Raw genomic sequence first — 17,483 nt, 5'->3', positions numbered from 1 at the left:
TTAACCAAGCATACTGCTTTACTAATAAAAACTTTATCCCATACTTTGCCTGTGATTTATTTAGAGGCTATAATATAAATGAAAAGATAGAAAAAATAAAAGGATTAAGTTTTATTTTATTGTTGTAATTTTAGAGTTTTTTTAGATTATTTCTTCGTAAAGTTTTTCTAATTCTTTAAAATGTCTTTCCATTGTGAATAAAGATGCTGTATTTTTTGACTCTTCTGAAAGCTTTTTATATAATTCTTTATCTTCAATTAATAGCGATATATATTCTGCAATTTTATCAATTTGTTCTGGCGCATCTATAACAAAACCATTTTGATAATTAATTATTAATTCAGCTGCTCCGCTAAGTTTTGTTGTAATTACAGGTAGCCCTGATGCCATTGCCTCAAGAACCACCAAACCAAAAGGTTCATACATTGTGGGAAAAACAAACAAGTCTGCAGCAGCATAAATTTTTTCTACTTCTTTTTGTGGACCAGTAAAAATTATCTTTTGGTTCTTAATATATTTTTTATATTTTTCAGAATCCCCTTTACCAACAATTAAGACTGTTAATGGATATCTAACCTTTTCAGCAGATTCTATGAGATATTTTACTCCTTTTCTTTCAAATCCAGAGCCAACAAAAAGTAATACAAATTCATTATCATTTATGCCAAATTTCTCTCTTATCTGTCTTCTGTATTGTTGTTTATTTATTTCTGCAAATTTTGCATAATCTATAGCATTATAGATTACCATTATATCATCTGGGTCAACGCTGTAGTTTTCAACTATATTTTTTTTAACCATTTCAGATATAGCAATTATTTTTTTATATTTTTTCCCTTTAAATATGGTTCTTTCAATCAAAAGAATCAGCCAGTGATATGGATTTAACGCTATGGTTATTTTTTTGATGAATGAAACTCTTTTCCATCTTTCTTTAAGCCACTGAATATGGCATCCGTCACCAGCTCTGTAAATATCCTGAATTAATATTTTATCATGAGCCTGAATTATATCAAGATTTTTGCGATCTTTCTTTAAAATAAAGTAGCCAAAAACTGCGAAGCTTAAATCTCTAAGAAAAGAGTTTAAAGGTATAGCAGGAATTTTTTTAAAAGTTACAGGTAGAGCCGTATCTGAGGGTGCCTGCCATTTTATGCTGTATATATAAATTTCGTGTCCTTTTTCAATTAAATATTTTATTAAGCTATTTATATAGCTTTCAGCTCCTCCATGAAATGTATATTTTTTTCTAACTATTGCTATTTTCATTTGTTAATTTTTCTTAAAATGTTAAAAATTGACAAACTTAGTACTGTGAAAATTGAAAAATAAAAAAATTTGGTCGGATTAAAAAATGCAAAAATACCAAAATATCCAATATACGATGTTAAAACTGAAAATCTTATTAAATTCAAAAAGTTTTTATCAAATCTTAATCTAAACAAAAGATTTTTTATTGTGAAAAAAAATACTCCCATAAATGTTAAAAAACCTAAAAAACCTTGCTGAAATAAAATAGCAAAAAAAGTATTGTGAGGTGTTTCAAGTCCTATGTTTAGTTTTTTAGGGGAAGTTTTATAGGATGTGTCCAAAAAAGGAACATCTTCGTGAAATATCTTTTTACCATACCCCCATCCGATTATAGGACGATTTAGTGATGATTCTATTGCAGATAACCATCCAATTGTTCTGTAGTTAAAAGTATTTATGTCTTCTTTTGTCTTAATTATTTTTGTTTTGACAAAATCAGATGAATACCATCCTGCAATACCCACTATACTTAAAGATAAAAAAATTAAAACAAATCCTTTTATAATATTTTTTCTGAAGTAAAAAATGCTCCAAAGAAATAAAACTATAATTAAACTCAAGTAAGCTGTTCTTGTGGCATTTAAAATTATAGCAAATATCGTAGCTAACATCAGTAAAATATTGAATATTTTAAGATATATATTTTCTTTATAAAAGAAGTATAAAATTCCAAAAGGAATAAATAAGGTAAGAAGACCTCCATAACGATTTAAAGTAGTATGTAAAAGCCATGTATCGGAATGGTAAATATCTTTAAAAATAAAGGAGTAATAGCCGTTTAAATTATAAATAATCAACAAAAGAAAAAATACAAATGCTATCCTTTTAAGTTTTGATTCATTATCAATAATCCATAAAAATACAGGGAAAAAAAGAAATGCTTTTAAAGGGTCTTTTAAAAGTTGTGAAAAAGAATAGGAAGGATTTATTGAAAAAAATGTTGATATAATAATGCTGAGTATATAAAGATAAAAAAAGATAGAGACAGAATTTTTTAATAAAGATACTTTTGAGAAATCAAACTTTATAATAATTAACCATAAAACAAAATTAAGAAATAGCATAACATTCAGAATTGCTTCACCTTTTGATAAAAATGCAAGTAACAAAGCAGAATAAATATTGCACTCCATTATAAGATATATTTTTTCTACAAATTTAGGTTTAATTAAGTCCAATTTTATTAATTACCTCCTCTGTAGATATTGACGTGATACATCTGAAATCTTTTTCGCAGTCTTTACCTCTGCATTTTTCACATCTTTCAGAGCTCTTTAAAACATTAACTTTTTCTCCCAACGGCTTCCATCTTTTCTCGTCTGCTGAACCAAATAATGCTATAATTGGAACATCAAACAAAGCTGCAAGATGCATAGGACCGCTGTCATTTCCTATGTAAAGTTTTGAATTTTTAAATAGAGCCATTAATTCACCAAGAGAAAGTTTGTTGCAAAAATCATAAGCTTTGTTTTTCATATACGATTTAATCTGAGATATATCTTCCATGTCTCTGTGAGAACCAATCAAAATTACTGAGTATCCTTTATCTATTAAGTAATCACTTAAAGAGGCAAAATTTTGAGGAGGCCATTTTTTATAAATTTTTCCTGCTCCCGGGTGAATACATACAATATTGTTAAAATCTATTATTCCAGCTTCATTTAATTTAGCAACTAAAGAATTGTACCACTCTTCCCTTATTTTTGGATGTAACTCTTTAATGAGAGGAATCCCCAAATTCTGTGGGATGGAAAGATAAAACTCTGATTTATGAATATATCCATTAGGTGAAATTTTGATATTATAACAATAAGATTTTTCACCTCCTTTGAAACCAACTTTATATTTAGCTCCGGATAAAAGAGATAAAAAAGCTCCTCCTGTTCTACCTTCAAAATCTATTGATAAGCTTGGCTTGACACTTTTTAGTTTTTTTAATAAAATTAAAAAACTTAAAACTGAACCAAATTTTGATCTGCTTTTTCTCAAATTGTAAAGTACAACTTTTTCTTGTTTAAAAAAAGCTAAAGCAATATCTTTATAAGACTCATCTATGACTATTCCTTTTACTTTTTCATTAAAATAATTCACAACTGATATAATTGCTGGAAGAGAAACAACAAAATTTCCCATGTGTTTATCTGTCATAAAAATCAATATATTTTTAATTTTATCCTTGTCAAAATAATACATTTTTAATAATCTCTATCATCTGTTTTATTCTAACTTCATAAGTATGCTCTCTTAAGACTCTTTCCTGTCCAGCCTTTGATATCTTTTTTCTTAAATCTTCTTTAGGCAAGTAAAATCTTATTTTATCAATCATCTCATCGTAATCATTGAATGTAACTATCTCTTTATCAGGAATCAAAACCTCTTCAATACCCTGAACATACTGACACATATAAAAAGCTCCACAACCCACAGCGGTATACATTCTAGCACTCATTGATTTTCTAATATGTGGCATTGAATCAAAGGCAAGAAAAATTTTTGAAAGTTTACAAACCTTTGCAAAAGTTTCATTATAAACAAACTCTCCACCATAGGCTCTTCCAAGTTTGCCAAAAATTAATGGGATAGTTTTTATCTTTTTTGGTAGTGGCGGACCCCACCATTTAAGATTAAATCTCTCATTTAAAACTTTCATTAAAGCTTTTCTTCTTGGCAGATACTGTGGCTTTGAGCCAAGATTACCTATAAAAGTGATATCAGAAGAATATTTTTTTATATCATTATCTGTTATCTCTTTTATTTTGAAAAAATCTGGTTCAAATGCCTGTGTAAGCCAGAAAGTATTAGAATTGTATTTTTTAAACTTCTCAACAAGTCCTTCTGACATTGTAAAAAAAAGATCAACAGTTTTTACATAAGGAATAAGCCACTCTGGAATTACCGGATCTGGATACCACTGGATAAGCTTTGTATATTTTTTACATTCACTTAATACTTCTATATCAATTTCATCTTTTGTAATAAGTATAAAATCAGGCTTAATACTTTGTACTTTTTCTAAAAAACTTCCTTTCTGATACTGAGTATAGGGAATAACCTCATATCCATTTTTTTCAAAACCTGATTTATAATACCATCCATTATTCCAAGGTTTTTCAAAACTTGTAGCAAGTATTATTTTAAAATTTCCCATATTTTCTATTATAAATTTCTAAAAAAAGATTTTCATATTGTGCAACTGTATTTTTTATAGAAAAATTCCTTGCTCTTTGTTTTGCCTTTTCACCCAAAATTTTTCTTTTTTGCTCATCTTCTAAAAGAGAAACTATAGCTTCTCTAAGCTTTACAATATCTTGAGGAGGGAAATATATACCACAGTCATCTAATACTTCTTTAACAGGCTTCAAATCAGAAGCTATAACAGGTAATCCCACTGCCATAGCTTCAACAACTGTAACACCCATGCCTTCCCACAATGAAGGAAAACAAAATATATCAAGACAGTTAAGAAATAGAGGAACTTTATCTGGATCAACTTTGCCTAAAAAATATGAATCTATCTTTAAAGATTTAGCTAAGGCTTTTAAATCGTTCTTTAGAGGTCCGTTTCCTCCAATGACTAAGGAAACATCAATTTTTTCCAGAGCTTTTATTAGGTATTCTATACCCTTTTGTTTTGTTAATCTTCCCAATGTACCAACTAAAATTTTATTTTCAGGTAAACCTAAAAGAGAACGGATAGCTTTTTTATTAATATTAATTGTAAATTTTTCAATATCAATACCATTATATATTACTCTAATTTTATTGGGAGGGATTTTATCAAACATTTTTATGTCTTCGGCTACTGTATTAGAGACAGCGACTATAGTATCACAAAATTTAGATAGAAAAAAATTAATTATTCTTCTGTGAATTTTAGGTTTATTTAGCCCACCATACATATTATGCTGGGTACAAACAATCACAGGAGTTTTTGCCAATTTCCCCGCAATTCTACCATACAAATTCGAATGATAGGCATGGGTTCTGAGAATATGGATATTTTCTTTTTTTAAAATTTTAAATATTTCATATACAGCCTTAAAGTCAAAACCGTGCTTTTGCATTCTATTTAATACATACACTTTTATCCCTTCTTCAATAAGCTTTTCTGCAAAAAAACCACCTTCCTTTATGCAACACACTATTGGATTAAAAAGAGTTTTGTTATAGTTTATAACTTCTTGATATAACATATTTTCCATTCCGCCGATTGGAAGTCTAACTATAAGATGCATTACATTAAGTTTCATTTTGCTCCAACCTGTACCTCATGTGAAAATAATTTCCCATATCATAACAAAGAAAATCCATCTGGCTTAAATTGTAACATAGCACCTTTGCACCAGGACCAGCTGAGACAAGAATCACCGAATTGTTTTTAGGAATATCATATTTTGCAAAAATATCTAAAATTTCTCTTTGCTTCTGTTCTAAAACAAAAAAGAAATCTCGGTCAGGAATTTTTATAAAAAACATAGTTTTGGAAGGATACTTACTTTTAAACCAGTTGAAGTATTTTTCAGAGTTATGGATTACTATTATATATTCATAGGGAAGCCAGAGTTTTTCTATCAACTCATTTGGTAACCCAGCTTCTCCAACTCTAAACATATCTGTTTCCAAAAAAGGTAATTTACTTTTTCCATGAATATCAAAATACCAGAGAAAATATCTCATATATCTCCATATTTTATAGTTTTTTCTTTTTTTCAGTGTTTTTACATCCACTTTAAGATTCCAGTTTGTTAAAGCTAAATAGTATTTACTACTTTCTGAATACTCATTTAAAATCTTTATCAATGAATTTCTTAACTCGGGATGATACCTTTGAGTTCCCATATCAAATCCTGCCATGATTTCTGATTCTCCATTGCCAAATCTAATCAATGATTTTCTATTTTGGAGAAGTAAATTTATTGATTCCTCAGAGTTTAAACCATTGTAAATCATAGGACCTCTGTAAAAAAAGTTGAATATATCTGCAACTCTCTTTAGAACCTTAGCTCTAATCGTTCTTTTTCTCTTTATAGGTTCAGCAGGTCTTTCACTTTTTATTGATATATCATTTTTCAATTTTTCCATCTTTTTGCTCGATAGTATTCAATCTTTGTTAAAACATTTGTATGATTGAACATCATGATACCAGAATAATAACTCACTAATTTCCTAATTTCCTCTTTTGATAAATGTAACTCAGGTCTTAAAAGATATCCGATGTCCCTACAAAATCTATTTTTCTTTAAAAAATAAACTTTTTTGAAACAATCTAAATCTATAATTCCTTCAACTTCGCAGTTTAAAAAGAAAAAATGTTTAATATTAGCATCTCCAATAAAATAACCTTCTTTGTGAATTTTTATAATCTCATCTATTATTTTATAAAATAATTCCAGAACATTTTTATCATTTCTTTTTGCTATCTCTAAAAAAGATTCTCCTTTCATCTTCGGAACAACATAAAAGGGATTTTTCAGAAACTTACCATAACCTAAAACTTCAGCTATTTTTATATTTTTTTTTCTAAAATATTGTGAAAGCCTGTAAATCTTTAAACCTTTATTTTCAAAAAAGCCTGAAAGTCTATGTTTTAAGTTATTTATATAGATAATCTTAAAAACTATTCTAAAATCTAAATCTTCTAAAACTAAAGTTTTTGGACTTGTAGAGAACAATCTTAATTTAAACTCTGAGAATTCATTAAAAATTTCATCTCTTATTCCTTTAAAAGGTAAAAAAAGATAAGATTTATTCTCAGCAATTTTTGACAACTTCTCAAGAGCTTCTTTGTGCTCTCTTTTGATATGAGCATTACATACTTTATTTTTTAATTCTACCAATGTGTTCTCACCTTTAAATAAATTTTTGAAAAAAAAGAGGAACTATAAATCCTCAATTTCGGAATAAGCCAGCTCGCGCCTTTACATTTAATTGGTAGTCTTTTTACTTTATTTAAATCATAAACATTTGCTCCTCTTTGAGTTGTATAAAGAGCCTTAAATCCGAGTTTTTTAGCTATTTCAACCGCCTTAGTGTCGTAAACTCCTTTGGGCCATGCAAGATGAAGTGGCTCTTTTCCGAGATTTTTAATCAATAACTCTTTCCCCATTCTTAAATCATCTTCCACTGCCACATAGTTAGCATTTTTTATGAAATCAGGTATTTTATGAGTGTGTCCATGACTCTGTATATCAAAAATGCCTTCATACTGCATCTGTCTGAGTTCATTCCATGTACACATAACTTCATGCTTTCTTTCGGAAAAGGCAAGCCTCCACATCTCTTTGTGTGTGAGAGCCTTAAAGCTATCTCTTTTAATATCTAAATCAGCTATAAAATCTGTTGCCACAAACATCAATGCTTTCATTTTGTATTTCTTAAGCAGAGGATAGGCATAAAGATAGTTATCCACAAAGCCATCATCAAAAGTCAGGAGCACACATTTTTTTCTTGACTCCTCAGGGTGTTCCATAAGATATAAAAATTCTTTTGCATCAAGTGGTTTCCAGCCACTTCTATTGAGAGCTAAAAGTTGCTCTTCAAAAAGCTCAGGAGTAATATTCAACTCTGTTTTTCCAGGCATTACATGATGATACATGACAACAGGAATGGAGTTATTCAGCATTAACCAAACTCTTATAAACTTTTTCTGTATCTTCTATCATTTTTTCTAAACTGAATCTATCAAGTATTGTTTTTCTTGCATTCTTTCTTAATTTTTTTCTTAAATTTTCATTTTCTATCAGATATAAAATTTTATTCGCGAGATCCTCTACATTTTCTGATTTAAAAATTAGTCCATTGTAGTTATCAATAATAAAAGATTTAAAAGCTGGTATATCAGAAACAATAACCGCTTTTTCCATTGCCATTGCTTCAAGAACAGCTATAGATAAACCTTCAGATATAGCTGAAGAAACATATATATCAATCGACTTTAGAATAGAAGGAATATCTTCCCTATATCCTGTGAATATAATTTTGTTTTGAATACTTTTACTTACTAAATGAAGATATTCCTGCATCCCTCTCTCAGAAATATTCCCTGCCATTAATAAAAAACAAGAATATTTTTTACTCACTAAATCAAAAGCTTGAAATAAAATATGCTGGGCCTTTTGTTTTGCAAATCCAGAAATATTTCCAATAACTATAGCATTTTTAGGAATTGAAAAGTAATTCCTTAAATCTTTAACTTTATCTGGATTAAATCTTTCTGTATCCACAGAAGTTGGAATTACTGTAATTTTAGAACTATCTATTCCATATTGCTCCATTAAATCTTTAATTGGATCACTGATTGCAATAAATTTATCAGGAATATGATATATAAACTTAGTTAACGGATCTTTACCTATAGGAAACATATTATGTTTAAATCTTACAAACTTTCTTCCTGTAAGCTTTGCAGCAATACCTGCTGCCCAGCTGTCCGTTGAACTATGAGTTGAAATAATATCAATATTTTCGGTCTTTATAATCTTTATCAATTTGGGAATAGTCCTTAAATAATTTGTCTTTTTAAAATCAAGCTCATATACCTTTATCCCTTCATTTTTAGATTTCTTGGCTATAACTGAGTCTTTATTACAGGCAAGCACAATTTTATATCCTCTTTTTTTGAGTTCAGTTATCTCACTCAACACTCTTTTTTGTTGTCCACCCCATTTTTTAAGTGTCTCTGTATGTAATATGTTAATCATACCTTTCTTTTCAGTAACTCCTTATATAAATTTTCTAATTTAGATATCATAACTTTTTCACTATATTTTTCTTCCACTATTTTTTTCCCTTGAAGCGCCAACTCCAAGGCCCATTTATAGTTATAGAGCATCTTAATTATAGAATCAGCCATTGCTCTATAATCCCCAGGTTTAATTAATAAACCTGTTTTGTTATCTATTAAAACTTCAGGGATGCTTCCAACGCAAGTAGCAACAGCTGGAACACCTGCTGCAAATGCTTGGAGAAGTGACTGGGGCAATCCTTCTGAAATAGGCCAAGGACTCATAACAAAGATATCTGCAAATGCCAACACTTCTGAAGGGTCATCAATAAACCCTGTGAAAATGACTTTATTATTTAAATTTAAGTTCTCTACTTCCTTTAATATTCTTGGTTTTGATGGACCGTCACCAACAATTAACAACATAGCCTCTGGAATCTTCTCTAAAACTAATTTAAAGGCTCTTAAAGTTATCTCGTGTCCTTTTTCTCTTCTTAAAATTCCTATATTAACAATAACTGGCGTGTCTTCTTTTAAGCCATACTTATTTTTCAAAGATTTATCTCTTATGATACTGAAAAATTTATTCTCAACTCCTGTAGGAATACTAATTAATTTATCTGGAGGAAATCCACAATTTTTTATGAGATTTTTTCTCATATTCTCACCACAAGTTATTATCATGTCTGGCATATAATGAATGAAGTTAAAGATATTCCTTTTTAAAGGTAGACTTAAGTGCCTTGTTCTAACTAAGACAGAAACAGAAGCTAACTTGGCAGCCAATCCTCCACACCATGAATCAATACCACTGTGAGTATTTACAATTTCTATATTTTTTTCTCTTATAATTTTTATAAGTTTAAAAATAGATTTAAAATCTAACGCCTTATGGAATGGAACCTCAAAAACTTCAATACCCTCTTTTTTTGCCCACTTATAAAGCCTGGCTTGAGGCCTGCATGCTATTGCTACATAATGTCCTCTTGCTTTAAATCCTTTACATTCCAAAAGAATCCTTCTTTCCTGTCCTCCATATCCTTCTGACCATTCAGTGTGAAGTATTCTCATTTTAATTATACCTCTTCGTTTTACAGTTCGTTCGAGTTTCCAAAATTTTATTTTAATAATTTTTCAAGAAAATTGAGAAACTTATTTATATCGCTTTTATATAATTTTCTCATTTTTTTGCCTTTTCTTCAACTATTTTGAACTTGTCTTTATCAATATCTACATCATAGACATGTCTGAAAAAATGTCTGAATGCTCTTAATCCATGATGATACATGACCACAGGAATGGAATTATTTAGAATCATAAATAAATGCCAGAAATTTTATTTCCCCACCATATACAGTGGACATTTCAGTATGTAATATGCACATATTTACTATGATATAAAATTTTCTTTTATGAAATCACGTTCTTAAAATACTTCCTAATTTTTACCATATTCTGATGTTTCTGTTGCATAAGAGGTAAAAATTTTTTATCATATAAAGATGTCCAAGTTTTATTTTTCTGGTAATGAAGCAATTGCACATGGTTTAATTCATGGAGGAGTTAGGTTTATAACCGGATATCCCGGAACTCCTTCAAGTGAGATTATTCCTGCTGTCCAAAGCCTTATAAAACAATTCTCTCTTAAAGCCTTTGCTGACTGGTCAATTAATGAAAAGGTTGCCTATGAGATAGCCTATGGAGCCTGTCTTGCAAACATAAAAAGTGCTGTTACAATGAAGCAAGTAGGTCTCAATGTTGCAATGGATCCCTTTATGAATTCTGCCTATGTGGGCACAGTAGCTGGTTTTGTAGTGATAAGCGTTGATGACCCAGGTCCCCACTCATCCCAGACAGAACAGGACAGCAGATTTATGGCAATGGCAGCAAAAATTCCTGTTTTAGACCCCTCAACTGTTGAAGAAGCTTATGAATTCGCTCAAAAAGCCATTGAATTAAGTGAAAAATTTAGCATTCCAGTGATGCTTCGCAGCACCACAAGAATCTCCCATGGAAGAGCAATCGTTGATATAAAAGATTTCGAATCAAGTAACACAATACAGCCACATTTTAAGTCTTCAAAGGACTGGTCAAAACAATTAAGCAGATTTGCAGCAACTCCAAAACAAAGACTTGAACTTCATAGATTATTAAACGAAAAGATTGAAAAGATTGCAGCACAAAATAAACCAAAACTCTTCTTTAATGGAGAGATTCTTGTACTTTCAAGTGGCGCTGTATTTGCCTATATTTATGAACTTATTGAAGAGTATGGGCTTCAGGATAAAATTACTCTTTGTAAACTTGACATACCCTATCCTTTATCAAAAGAAAAATTCAATTTTATAGAAAAATTCAATCGTATAATCTCTGTTGAGGAAACCTATCCTGTCATTGAGTTACAGCTTGATACAGAAGGAAGAAGAAATGGCTTGGTTCCAAAACAAGGAGAGATTACACCCGAGGTTTGTGAAGAAATTCTTGAAAAACTTGGTTTGATAAAAAATAGAAAAACACTTCAGATACCACCACTCAAAAGACCTTCTCTTTGCCCTGGCTGTGCTCATAGAGCTGCACTATTTTCAGTAAAAAAAATATTTGGTAAAAAGGCAATATATGCTGGAGATATAGGTTGCTACACCCTTGCACTTAATTTTGAAGCAACAGATACTGTTTTAAATATGGGGGCAAGCGTTTCCTTTGGTTTTGCCTTCAGTAAAGCTTTTGAACTGGGGAATAAAAAACAGGATGTTATCTCAATAATTGGAGATTCTACCTTTTTCCATTCAGGAATTCCTCCATTAATTGATGCAGTTCATTATAGAGTTCCCTTTTTGCTTTTAATCCTTGATAATCAAACTGTGGCAATGACAGGAAATCAAAAAACTCTTTCAACTCCTCATGACTTTCTTGGTCAACCATTAAAGACAGTTTCAATAGAAGACATAGTTAAATCTCTTGGTGTTAACTTTATAAAAGTTGTAGATCCCTATGATTTTCAGAATTCTCTAAACACACTGAAGGAAGCAAAAGAGTTTTTAAAGAAAAATAATGAACCAGCAGTTATTGTTTTCAGACATCTTTGCATAAATACAAAGCAAGGACTTCAAAACAATCCAAAAATACCTGTAAAAATAGAAAAAGAACTATGCAAAGGTTGCATGATTTGCATTAAAGAGTTTGAATGCCCTGCAATAGTCTTTGATGATGAGGAGAAAAAGGCTAATATTGATAAGACTCTTTGCATTAGTTGTGGTTTTTGTATAAATGTTTGTCCTACAAAAGCTATAACTTTGATATAATAAAAAACTATGAAACTAGTTATTCTTGGTAAGGGTGGTCAGGGTGTAATATTTTTTTCAAGAATAATTGCTCAAGCAGCGAGCAAAAAAGCAGTCTCAGTTCGTTCAACAGAAATAAAAGGAATGGCTAAAAAAGGTGGAACAGTAGAGATTCAGATGAAGATTGGAGAAGGTCTCAGTGGTCTTGTTCGCAGAGGCACTGCTGACATGGTTATTCTTCTAAGTGAAGATTTGATAGATTATGCAAAAACCTTTGGTAGCAATATTTTTATGTTTACAAAAGAAGAAATAGAAAAAGCACTTTCTTCTGTGCCAATGCGTTATGTGAATACTTTTTTACTCGGAATTTTCGTAAAAAAAACAAAGATATTTGATTGTGATGATGTTTCAAAAATCCTCGATGAAGAAAATAAAAAATCTTTTTTAATGGGGTGTAATTATGTTCAATTCAGTCCAGGAAACTCTTCCGAGAGAGGAAATTGAAAAAATTCAGATTGCAGGGCTGAGAAAAACATTAAAGTATTTAAAAAATTCAAATTCATGCCTTAAAGAAAAATATAAACACATTGAACCTGAAGACATAAAGAGCCTTGATGACCTGAAACTTCTTCCATTTACAACAAAAGATGAATTAAGAGATTGTTATCCCTTCAAACATATAGCCTGTGATATTTCAGATTGTGCAAGGATGCATATGAGTTCTGGCACAACTGGTGTTCCTGTAATAAATGCAATGACAAGAGGCGATATAGCTCAATGGGGAGAGATAATGGCAAGATGCCTTTCCTGTGCAGGTCTTACAGAAAAAGATAGAATTCAGATAATGCCTTCTTTTGGACTTTTTAATGGCGGCTTTGGTTTTCACTATGGTGCAGAACGCCTCGGTTGCTTTATTGTCCCAGCAGGTGCAGGAAGGTCTCTGATGCAACTTAAACTTATCAAAGAACTTGAAGTCACAGCAATTGGAGCAATTGCTTCATATCCTGCAAGACTGATAGAGGTTGCCCGTGAAAGCGGATTTGATTTCAGAGAAACCAAACTTAGAGTTGCCATACTCGGAGCTGAAACATGGTCAGATGAATACAGAAAAAGAATTGAAGAGGAGATGAATGTTAAAACCTTTGACATAATCGGACTTACTGAAACAGGTGGTGTAGGACTTGGGATTGACTGTCCTGCAAGAGCAGGTATCCATATCTGGGAAGACCACTATATTGTTGAAATCATTGATTCTGAGACAGGACAACCTTTGCCAGAAGGCAAGGAAGGTGAAATGGTTATTACTACTCTTACCCGCGAAGGTTTACCGCTTATACGATATAGAACAAGGGACATATCAAGCATTCTGTCATATGAAAAATGCGAATGTGGAAGAACCCATGTTCGCGTAAGCAGAATCCGTGGAAGAACAGATGACATGCTCAAAGTTAAAGGAGTTAACTTCTATCCATCACAGGTTGAGCAAATTCTTCTTAAATATAAAGGACTTTCTCCATATTATCAGCTTGTTATAGAAACTGTGAAAGGCAAAGATGAGATGACAATCATTGTTGAAAAGGCTGACAATGGAATTACCCAAAAAGAACTCGAGCATCTTGATCTTGAACTATATGACTTTTTAGGTTTTCACAGTAAAATTCAAGTTGTTCCGGAAGGAACAATTCAGAGAGTCCCCGGTAAAGCAGTAAGAATCGTTGACAAAAGAAAGAAAATTTAATTTTTTAGAGATGTTCCACGTGGAACATCTCTAAATCATCTATTATTGCGAATGCAGATTTATCACTGAATTCTATCAAGTTATAAATCAGGCCCTTTAATTCGGTAAAGTTTTATTTTTTCCCACAAAGCTTTTCTGCTTATTCCAAGTTTTTTTGCTGCCTCTGACTTTTTCCATCCGCATTCCTGAAGAGCCCTTAGTATGATACTCTTTTCAAAGTTTTCAAGACATTCTTTAAGAGATAAATTACCAGAAAAACATTGCTTTTGAAATGACTCCACCTTATAAAACTCTTCAGGAAGATGTTTAATATCAATCACGCCATCTTTTGAAAGAAGAACAGCCCTCTCTATTACATGCTTTAGCTCTCTAACATTTCCAGGATAATCGTAACGCAATAAAACTTCATAGGCTGAAGAGGACATGGTAATATTTTTTTTACCGTACTTTTCAGAAAAATTTTTCAAAAAATGATCAATCAATGGAGGTATGTCATCTTTCCTTTCTCTTAGAGGGGGTATTACAATAGGAATGACATTTATTCTGTAAAAAAGATCTTCCCTGAACTTTTCATTTTTTATAAGTTCTTTAAGATTTTTGCTTGTTGCATATATGCATCTTACATCAATCTTTACTGGTTCTTTTCCACCAAGAGGATAAACACTGCCTTCTTCAATTACTCTTAAAAGTTTTGCCTGAAGGCTTACTGGCATGTCACCAATTTCATCAAAAAATAATGTACCTCCATTTGCAAGCTCAAATTTACCCTTTTTCTTTTCACTGGCTCCTGTAAAAGCTCCTTTTTCATAACCAAAAAGCTCTGATTCAAAAAGAGTCTCTGGAATAGCAGCGCAGTTTATTTTAATATAAGGTTTATCTTTTCTTAAACTTCGTCTTTGAATTTCGTTTGCTATAAGTTCTTTACCTGTTCCACTTTCTCCTTGAATTAAAACAGGTACATCTGTTTTTGCAACTACATCAATTTTGTCAAGAATTTCCTTCATTGCAGGACTGCTACAAATTATCTCTTCAAATCCCTCTTTTTTCTTAACAAGCTCAGTAAGGTATCTTACTTCCTTTTCAAGGCTTCTAAATTTTGAAAATCTTTGTATTACTAAAAAAAGTTCCTCATTTGTAAATGGTTTTGCAATGTAATCAAAGGCACCATCTTTTATTGCTTGAACTGCAGTCTTTACCTCAGCAAAAGCAGTTATGATTATTACTCCTGTTTGTGGAGACTTACTCTTTATGTGTTTAAGAAGAGTAAGTCCATCAACTCCAGGAAGTTTTAGGTCAATTATAGCAATATCAAATTTGTCTGATTCAATTATCTCAAGAGCTTTTGTACCGTCCTCACAGGATTTTACTTCATATCCTGAGGAACGAAGAAAATGATACATCCCGAGATTCATCGCAGGATCATCTTCAACTATGAGAATTCTCTCTTTCATTTTAGTGGTAACTCCACTATAAAAGTAGTTCCATTTCTGGAAGTTTCAACAGTAATTCTACCATTGTGTTGCTCAACAATAGATTTACTTACTGAAAGTCCAAGTCCTGTGCCCTGTCCAACTGGTTTTGTTGTGAAAAATGGATCAAAAATTTTTGGAAGAATGTTTTCAGGAATACCAGGCCCGGTATCGGTGAAGGAAATACAACAAAAATCATCTTTTAGATAAGTTTGAATGGTTAAAGTTCCTTCTTTACCATCCATTGCTTGAATAGCATTAAGAACGATATTTAAAAAAACCTGTTCTATTTTATTTGAATCAATCATGATTTTTGGTATATCCGGTGAGAGTTTTTTAACAACTTTAATTCCCTTTTTTGATATCAAATAGTCAGTTAATTTTAAAACATTCTCTACAAGAGTATTTACAGAAACCAAAGATACAATAAGCTCGCTTTGTTTTGAAAAATCAAGAAGTTGTTTTATTATTTCCTGAATCTTCATCAATCCCTGATTTATCACTTCAATGTGTCTTTTTTTCGTTTCTTCATCCATCTCAGTTGCTATTAAATTATTAAAACAAAGTCTGATTCCGCCAAGAGGATTATTAATTTCATGTGCTAATCCAGCTGAAAGCTGTCCAATTGCTGCAAGTTTTTCAGTAATTCTCATCTGTTCTTCAATTTTTCTCTTTTCAGTAATATCCTTAACATAGTGAACAACTTTTATAACATCTCCTTTCTCGTTAAAAATTGGATAAAGATGAATAAAGTAATGTTTTTGATCCTCTCCTTCCCAGTATTCTGAAAAAGGTTTTTTTGTATCAATTACTTTTTTAAGAAAATGAACTGGACAAAATTTATCCGGATCAATTTTTTCAGGATCACATTTTTCATTGAATACCGCAGCTCTGCCCTCTAAAATCCATTTTCTGTAAGCATGGTTTGTCATCTCTACTGTGCAATCAGGATTTACAAGAGCAAGCGGGTCAGTGATACCTTCAAAAATTGTCTGAAGAGTTTCAGCATATTTTTTAGTAGCCTCCTGAGCTTCAAATAAGTACTTTGACATTTGGTTAAAAGAAAAGATTAATTCACCAATTTCATCCTTTGTTTTTACCTCAATTGTTTGATTAAGAGGTTCTGTTCCATTGACAATTCCTCTGAATAGTAAACTCAATCTTTTTAAGGGCTTAATCACAAAACTCCAAAAAGCACCCTGAAGTCCAACAAAAAGGAAAATTAGAGAAATCAAACCAAACAAAAAAGTAGAGATTGCAATACCTTTTATCTCTCCTAAAGTAGAAGCAATTGGAAGAGATACTGACTCTACTCCCATTATTTCTCCCTCTTTCCATGTAAAATCCCTGTTACGAGGAAACATCTTAAGTAAAGCCTTTGGGGCATCCTTAACCTTTCCATGACAGATCAAACACTCCTTTTCAGCAATGATAGGCTTTGCTATTATGAGAAACTCTTGTCCTTCTATTTTCACTATTCCACTCCATGATTCGCTATTGGAATTATTTTGGAAATAATCAATCAGTCTCATATCTAATGAATTTGCCTGATGTTCAGGATTTATAGGTTGTAAAGAAACTCTTTTGTAAATATAATTTCCTATTTTATTATTGAATCTTCGCATCACATTAAGTCTTACATGAGTTGTTGACATTCCCTCAACAATAAACTCATCTTTTTTACCTGTCTCATGAAGAAGTTTAAAAATAGCTGGTCTCAGTTCTTCTTTAACATACTTACCAAGTGCATCCATTTGAGTAATAATGATTCTTGTTTTTTCATGTGCATCTTCTATTACTTTTTGCTTGAGATGATAATAAATAAGAAAAGAAAAGAGCACACAAAAGGCAAAAATTATTAAAATAATTGAAAGAGTAAACTTCGTATTCAATGAGAGATTTTTAAGATTCATTACTTTAAATTTAAAAGAGTTTAGACAATATTTGCAAATTTATTAATT

At 31.1% G+C, this 17,483-nt stretch carries 16 protein-coding genes; 3 read left to right on the top strand and 13 right to left on the bottom strand.

The window, feature by feature from the left end; all coding sequences use genetic code 11:
- Positions 1-141: 141 nt before the first annotated feature.
- The 11 genes from TAGGR_RS03825 to TAGGR_RS10615 form a co-directional block, all read right to left on the bottom strand.
- The gene (locus TAGGR_RS03825; protein WP_059176027.1) at positions 142-1,269 is read right to left on the bottom strand and encodes a glycosyltransferase family 4 protein; all 1,128 of its coding nucleotides are present in this window, start codon (positions 1,267-1,269) and stop codon (positions 142-144) included.
- The gene (locus TAGGR_RS03820) at positions 1,266-2,489 is read right to left on the bottom strand and encodes an O-antigen ligase family protein (protein WP_059176026.1); all 1,224 of its coding nucleotides are present in this window, start codon (positions 2,487-2,489) and stop codon (positions 1,266-1,268) included. Before TAGGR_RS03820 ends, TAGGR_RS03825 begins: the two co-directional genes overlap by 4 nt.
- Positions 2,476-3,504, bottom strand: a complete 1,029-nt coding sequence (locus TAGGR_RS03815) for a glycosyltransferase family 9 protein (RefSeq protein WP_059176025.1) — start codon at positions 3,502-3,504, stop codon at positions 2,476-2,478. The genes TAGGR_RS03820 and TAGGR_RS03815 overlap by 14 nt, the downstream gene beginning before the upstream one ends.
- Positions 3,491-4,459, bottom strand: coding sequence for a CgeB family protein (locus TAGGR_RS03810; RefSeq protein WP_059176024.1), 969 nt, complete (start codon positions 4,457-4,459; stop codon positions 3,491-3,493). The genes TAGGR_RS03815 and TAGGR_RS03810 overlap by 14 nt, the downstream gene beginning before the upstream one ends.
- Positions 4,446-5,561, bottom strand: a complete 1,116-nt coding sequence (locus TAGGR_RS03805) for a glycosyltransferase (RefSeq protein WP_059176023.1) — start codon at positions 5,559-5,561, stop codon at positions 4,446-4,448. The genes TAGGR_RS03810 and TAGGR_RS03805 overlap by 14 nt, the downstream gene beginning before the upstream one ends.
- Entirely contained in the window at positions 5,551-6,384 is an 834-nt protein-coding gene (locus TAGGR_RS03800; protein ID WP_161936170.1) for a GT-D fold domain-containing glycosyltransferase, read from the bottom strand. The genes TAGGR_RS03805 and TAGGR_RS03800 overlap by 11 nt, the downstream gene beginning before the upstream one ends.
- Positions 6,381-7,148 (bottom strand): hypothetical protein, encoded by a 768-nt coding sequence (locus tag TAGGR_RS03795; RefSeq protein WP_059176021.1) that lies wholly within the window; start codon positions 7,146-7,148, stop codon positions 6,381-6,383. Before TAGGR_RS03795 ends, TAGGR_RS03800 begins: the two co-directional genes overlap by 4 nt.
- Positions 7,142-7,933, bottom strand: a complete 792-nt coding sequence (locus TAGGR_RS03790) for a polysaccharide deacetylase family protein (RefSeq protein ID WP_059176020.1) — start codon at positions 7,931-7,933, stop codon at positions 7,142-7,144. Before TAGGR_RS03790 ends, TAGGR_RS03795 begins: the two co-directional genes overlap by 7 nt.
- The gene (locus tag TAGGR_RS03785) at positions 7,923-9,011 is read right to left on the bottom strand and encodes a glycosyltransferase family 4 protein (protein WP_059176019.1); all 1,089 of its coding nucleotides are present in this window, start codon (positions 9,009-9,011) and stop codon (positions 7,923-7,925) included. Before TAGGR_RS03785 ends, TAGGR_RS03790 begins: the two co-directional genes overlap by 11 nt.
- Positions 9,008-10,105 carry a glycosyltransferase family 4 protein gene (locus TAGGR_RS03780; RefSeq protein ID WP_059176018.1) on the bottom strand — a complete coding sequence of 366 codons (1,098 nt, stop codon included), beginning with the start codon at positions 10,103-10,105 and terminating at the stop codon, positions 9,008-9,010. The genes TAGGR_RS03785 and TAGGR_RS03780 overlap by 4 nt, the downstream gene beginning before the upstream one ends.
- A gap of 109 nt (positions 10,106-10,214) precedes the next feature.
- Positions 10,215-10,352, bottom strand: a complete 138-nt coding sequence (locus TAGGR_RS10615; RefSeq protein ID WP_161936169.1) for a hypothetical protein — start codon at positions 10,350-10,352, stop codon at positions 10,215-10,217.
- A 184-nt stretch (positions 10,353-10,536) separates the two neighbouring features.
- Here TAGGR_RS10615 and TAGGR_RS03775 point away from each other — a divergent pair, with 184 nt between their 5' ends.
- Genes TAGGR_RS03775 through TAGGR_RS03765 form a run of 3 tightly spaced genes read left to right on the top strand, consistent with a single transcriptional unit; the run spans position 10,537 to position 14,053 of the window.
- The gene (locus TAGGR_RS03775; protein WP_059176017.1) at positions 10,537-12,336 is read left to right on the top strand and encodes a thiamine pyrophosphate-dependent enzyme; all 1,800 of its coding nucleotides are present in this window, start codon (positions 10,537-10,539) and stop codon (positions 12,334-12,336) included.
- A 9-nt stretch (positions 12,337-12,345) separates the two neighbouring features.
- On the top strand, positions 12,346-12,819 hold the full coding sequence (locus TAGGR_RS03770) for a 2-oxoacid:acceptor oxidoreductase family protein (protein WP_059176016.1): 474 nt from the start codon (positions 12,346-12,348) through the stop codon (positions 12,817-12,819).
- The gene (locus TAGGR_RS03765; RefSeq protein WP_059176015.1) at positions 12,776-14,053 is read left to right on the top strand and encodes a phenylacetate--CoA ligase; all 1,278 of its coding nucleotides are present in this window, start codon (positions 12,776-12,778) and stop codon (positions 14,051-14,053) included. Before TAGGR_RS03770 ends, TAGGR_RS03765 begins: the two co-directional genes overlap by 44 nt.
- Positions 14,054-14,133: 80 nt before the next feature.
- Here the strand turns inward: TAGGR_RS03765 and TAGGR_RS03760 are convergent, their stop codons facing one another.
- Together TAGGR_RS03760 and TAGGR_RS03755 are read right to left on the bottom strand one after the other, a co-directional pair.
- Complete coding sequence (locus TAGGR_RS03760; RefSeq protein ID WP_059176014.1) at positions 14,134-15,504, bottom strand: sigma-54-dependent transcriptional regulator; 1,371 nt, start codon at positions 15,502-15,504, stop codon at positions 14,134-14,136.
- Complete coding sequence (locus TAGGR_RS03755; protein WP_059176013.1) at positions 15,501-17,435, bottom strand: c-type heme family protein; 1,935 nt, start codon at positions 17,433-17,435, stop codon at positions 15,501-15,503. The genes TAGGR_RS03760 and TAGGR_RS03755 overlap by 4 nt, the downstream gene beginning before the upstream one ends.
- Between the last annotated feature and the right edge of the window lie 48 nt (positions 17,436-17,483).

It is taken from the genome of Thermodesulfovibrio aggregans (genome assembly GCF_001514535.1).
GTDB classification, from domain to species: Bacteria; Nitrospirota; Thermodesulfovibrionia; order Thermodesulfovibrionales; family Thermodesulfovibrionaceae; genus Thermodesulfovibrio; species Thermodesulfovibrio aggregans.
This window is presented reverse-complemented; position numbering and strand designations above follow the sequence as displayed.

Coding starts and splice junctions, on each gene's coding strand:
- TAGGR_RS03805 (WP_059176023.1), bottom strand. CDS start 5,561: ATGAAACTTAATGTAATGCATCTTATAGTTAGACTTCCAATCGGCGGA.
- TAGGR_RS03780 (WP_059176018.1), bottom strand. CDS start 10,105: ATGAGAATACTTCACACTGAATGGTCAGAAGGATATGGAGGACAGGAA.
- TAGGR_RS03825 (WP_059176027.1), bottom strand. CDS start 1,269: ATGAAAATAGCAATAGTTAGAAAAAAATATACATTTCATGGAGGAGCT.
- TAGGR_RS03785 (WP_059176019.1), bottom strand. CDS start 9,011: ATGATTAACATATTACATACAGAGACACTTAAAAAATGGGGTGGACAA.
- TAGGR_RS03775 (WP_059176017.1), top strand. CDS start 10,537: ATGTCCAAGTTTTATTTTTCTGGTAATGAAGCAATTGCACATGGTTTA.
- TAGGR_RS03755 (WP_059176013.1), bottom strand. CDS start 17,435: ATGAATCTTAAAAATCTCTCATTGAATACGAAGTTTACTCTTTCAATT.
- TAGGR_RS03810 (WP_059176024.1), bottom strand. CDS start 4,459: ATGGGAAATTTTAAAATAATACTTGCTACAAGTTTTGAAAAACCTTGG.
- TAGGR_RS03790 (WP_059176020.1), bottom strand. CDS start 7,933: ATGCTGAATAACTCCATTCCTGTTGTCATGTATCATCATGTAATGCCT.
- TAGGR_RS03770 (WP_059176016.1), top strand. CDS start 12,346: ATGAAACTAGTTATTCTTGGTAAGGGTGGTCAGGGTGTAATATTTTTT.
- TAGGR_RS03765 (WP_059176015.1), top strand. CDS start 12,776: ATGTTCAATTCAGTCCAGGAAACTCTTCCGAGAGAGGAAATTGAAAAA.
- TAGGR_RS03760 (WP_059176014.1), bottom strand. CDS start 15,504: ATGAAAGAGAGAATTCTCATAGTTGAAGATGATCCTGCGATGAATCTC.
- TAGGR_RS10615 (WP_161936169.1), bottom strand. CDS start 10,352: ATGATTCTAAATAATTCCATTCCTGTGGTCATGTATCATCATGGATTA.
- TAGGR_RS03815 (WP_059176025.1), bottom strand. CDS start 3,504: ATGTATTATTTTGACAAGGATAAAATTAAAAATATATTGATTTTTATG.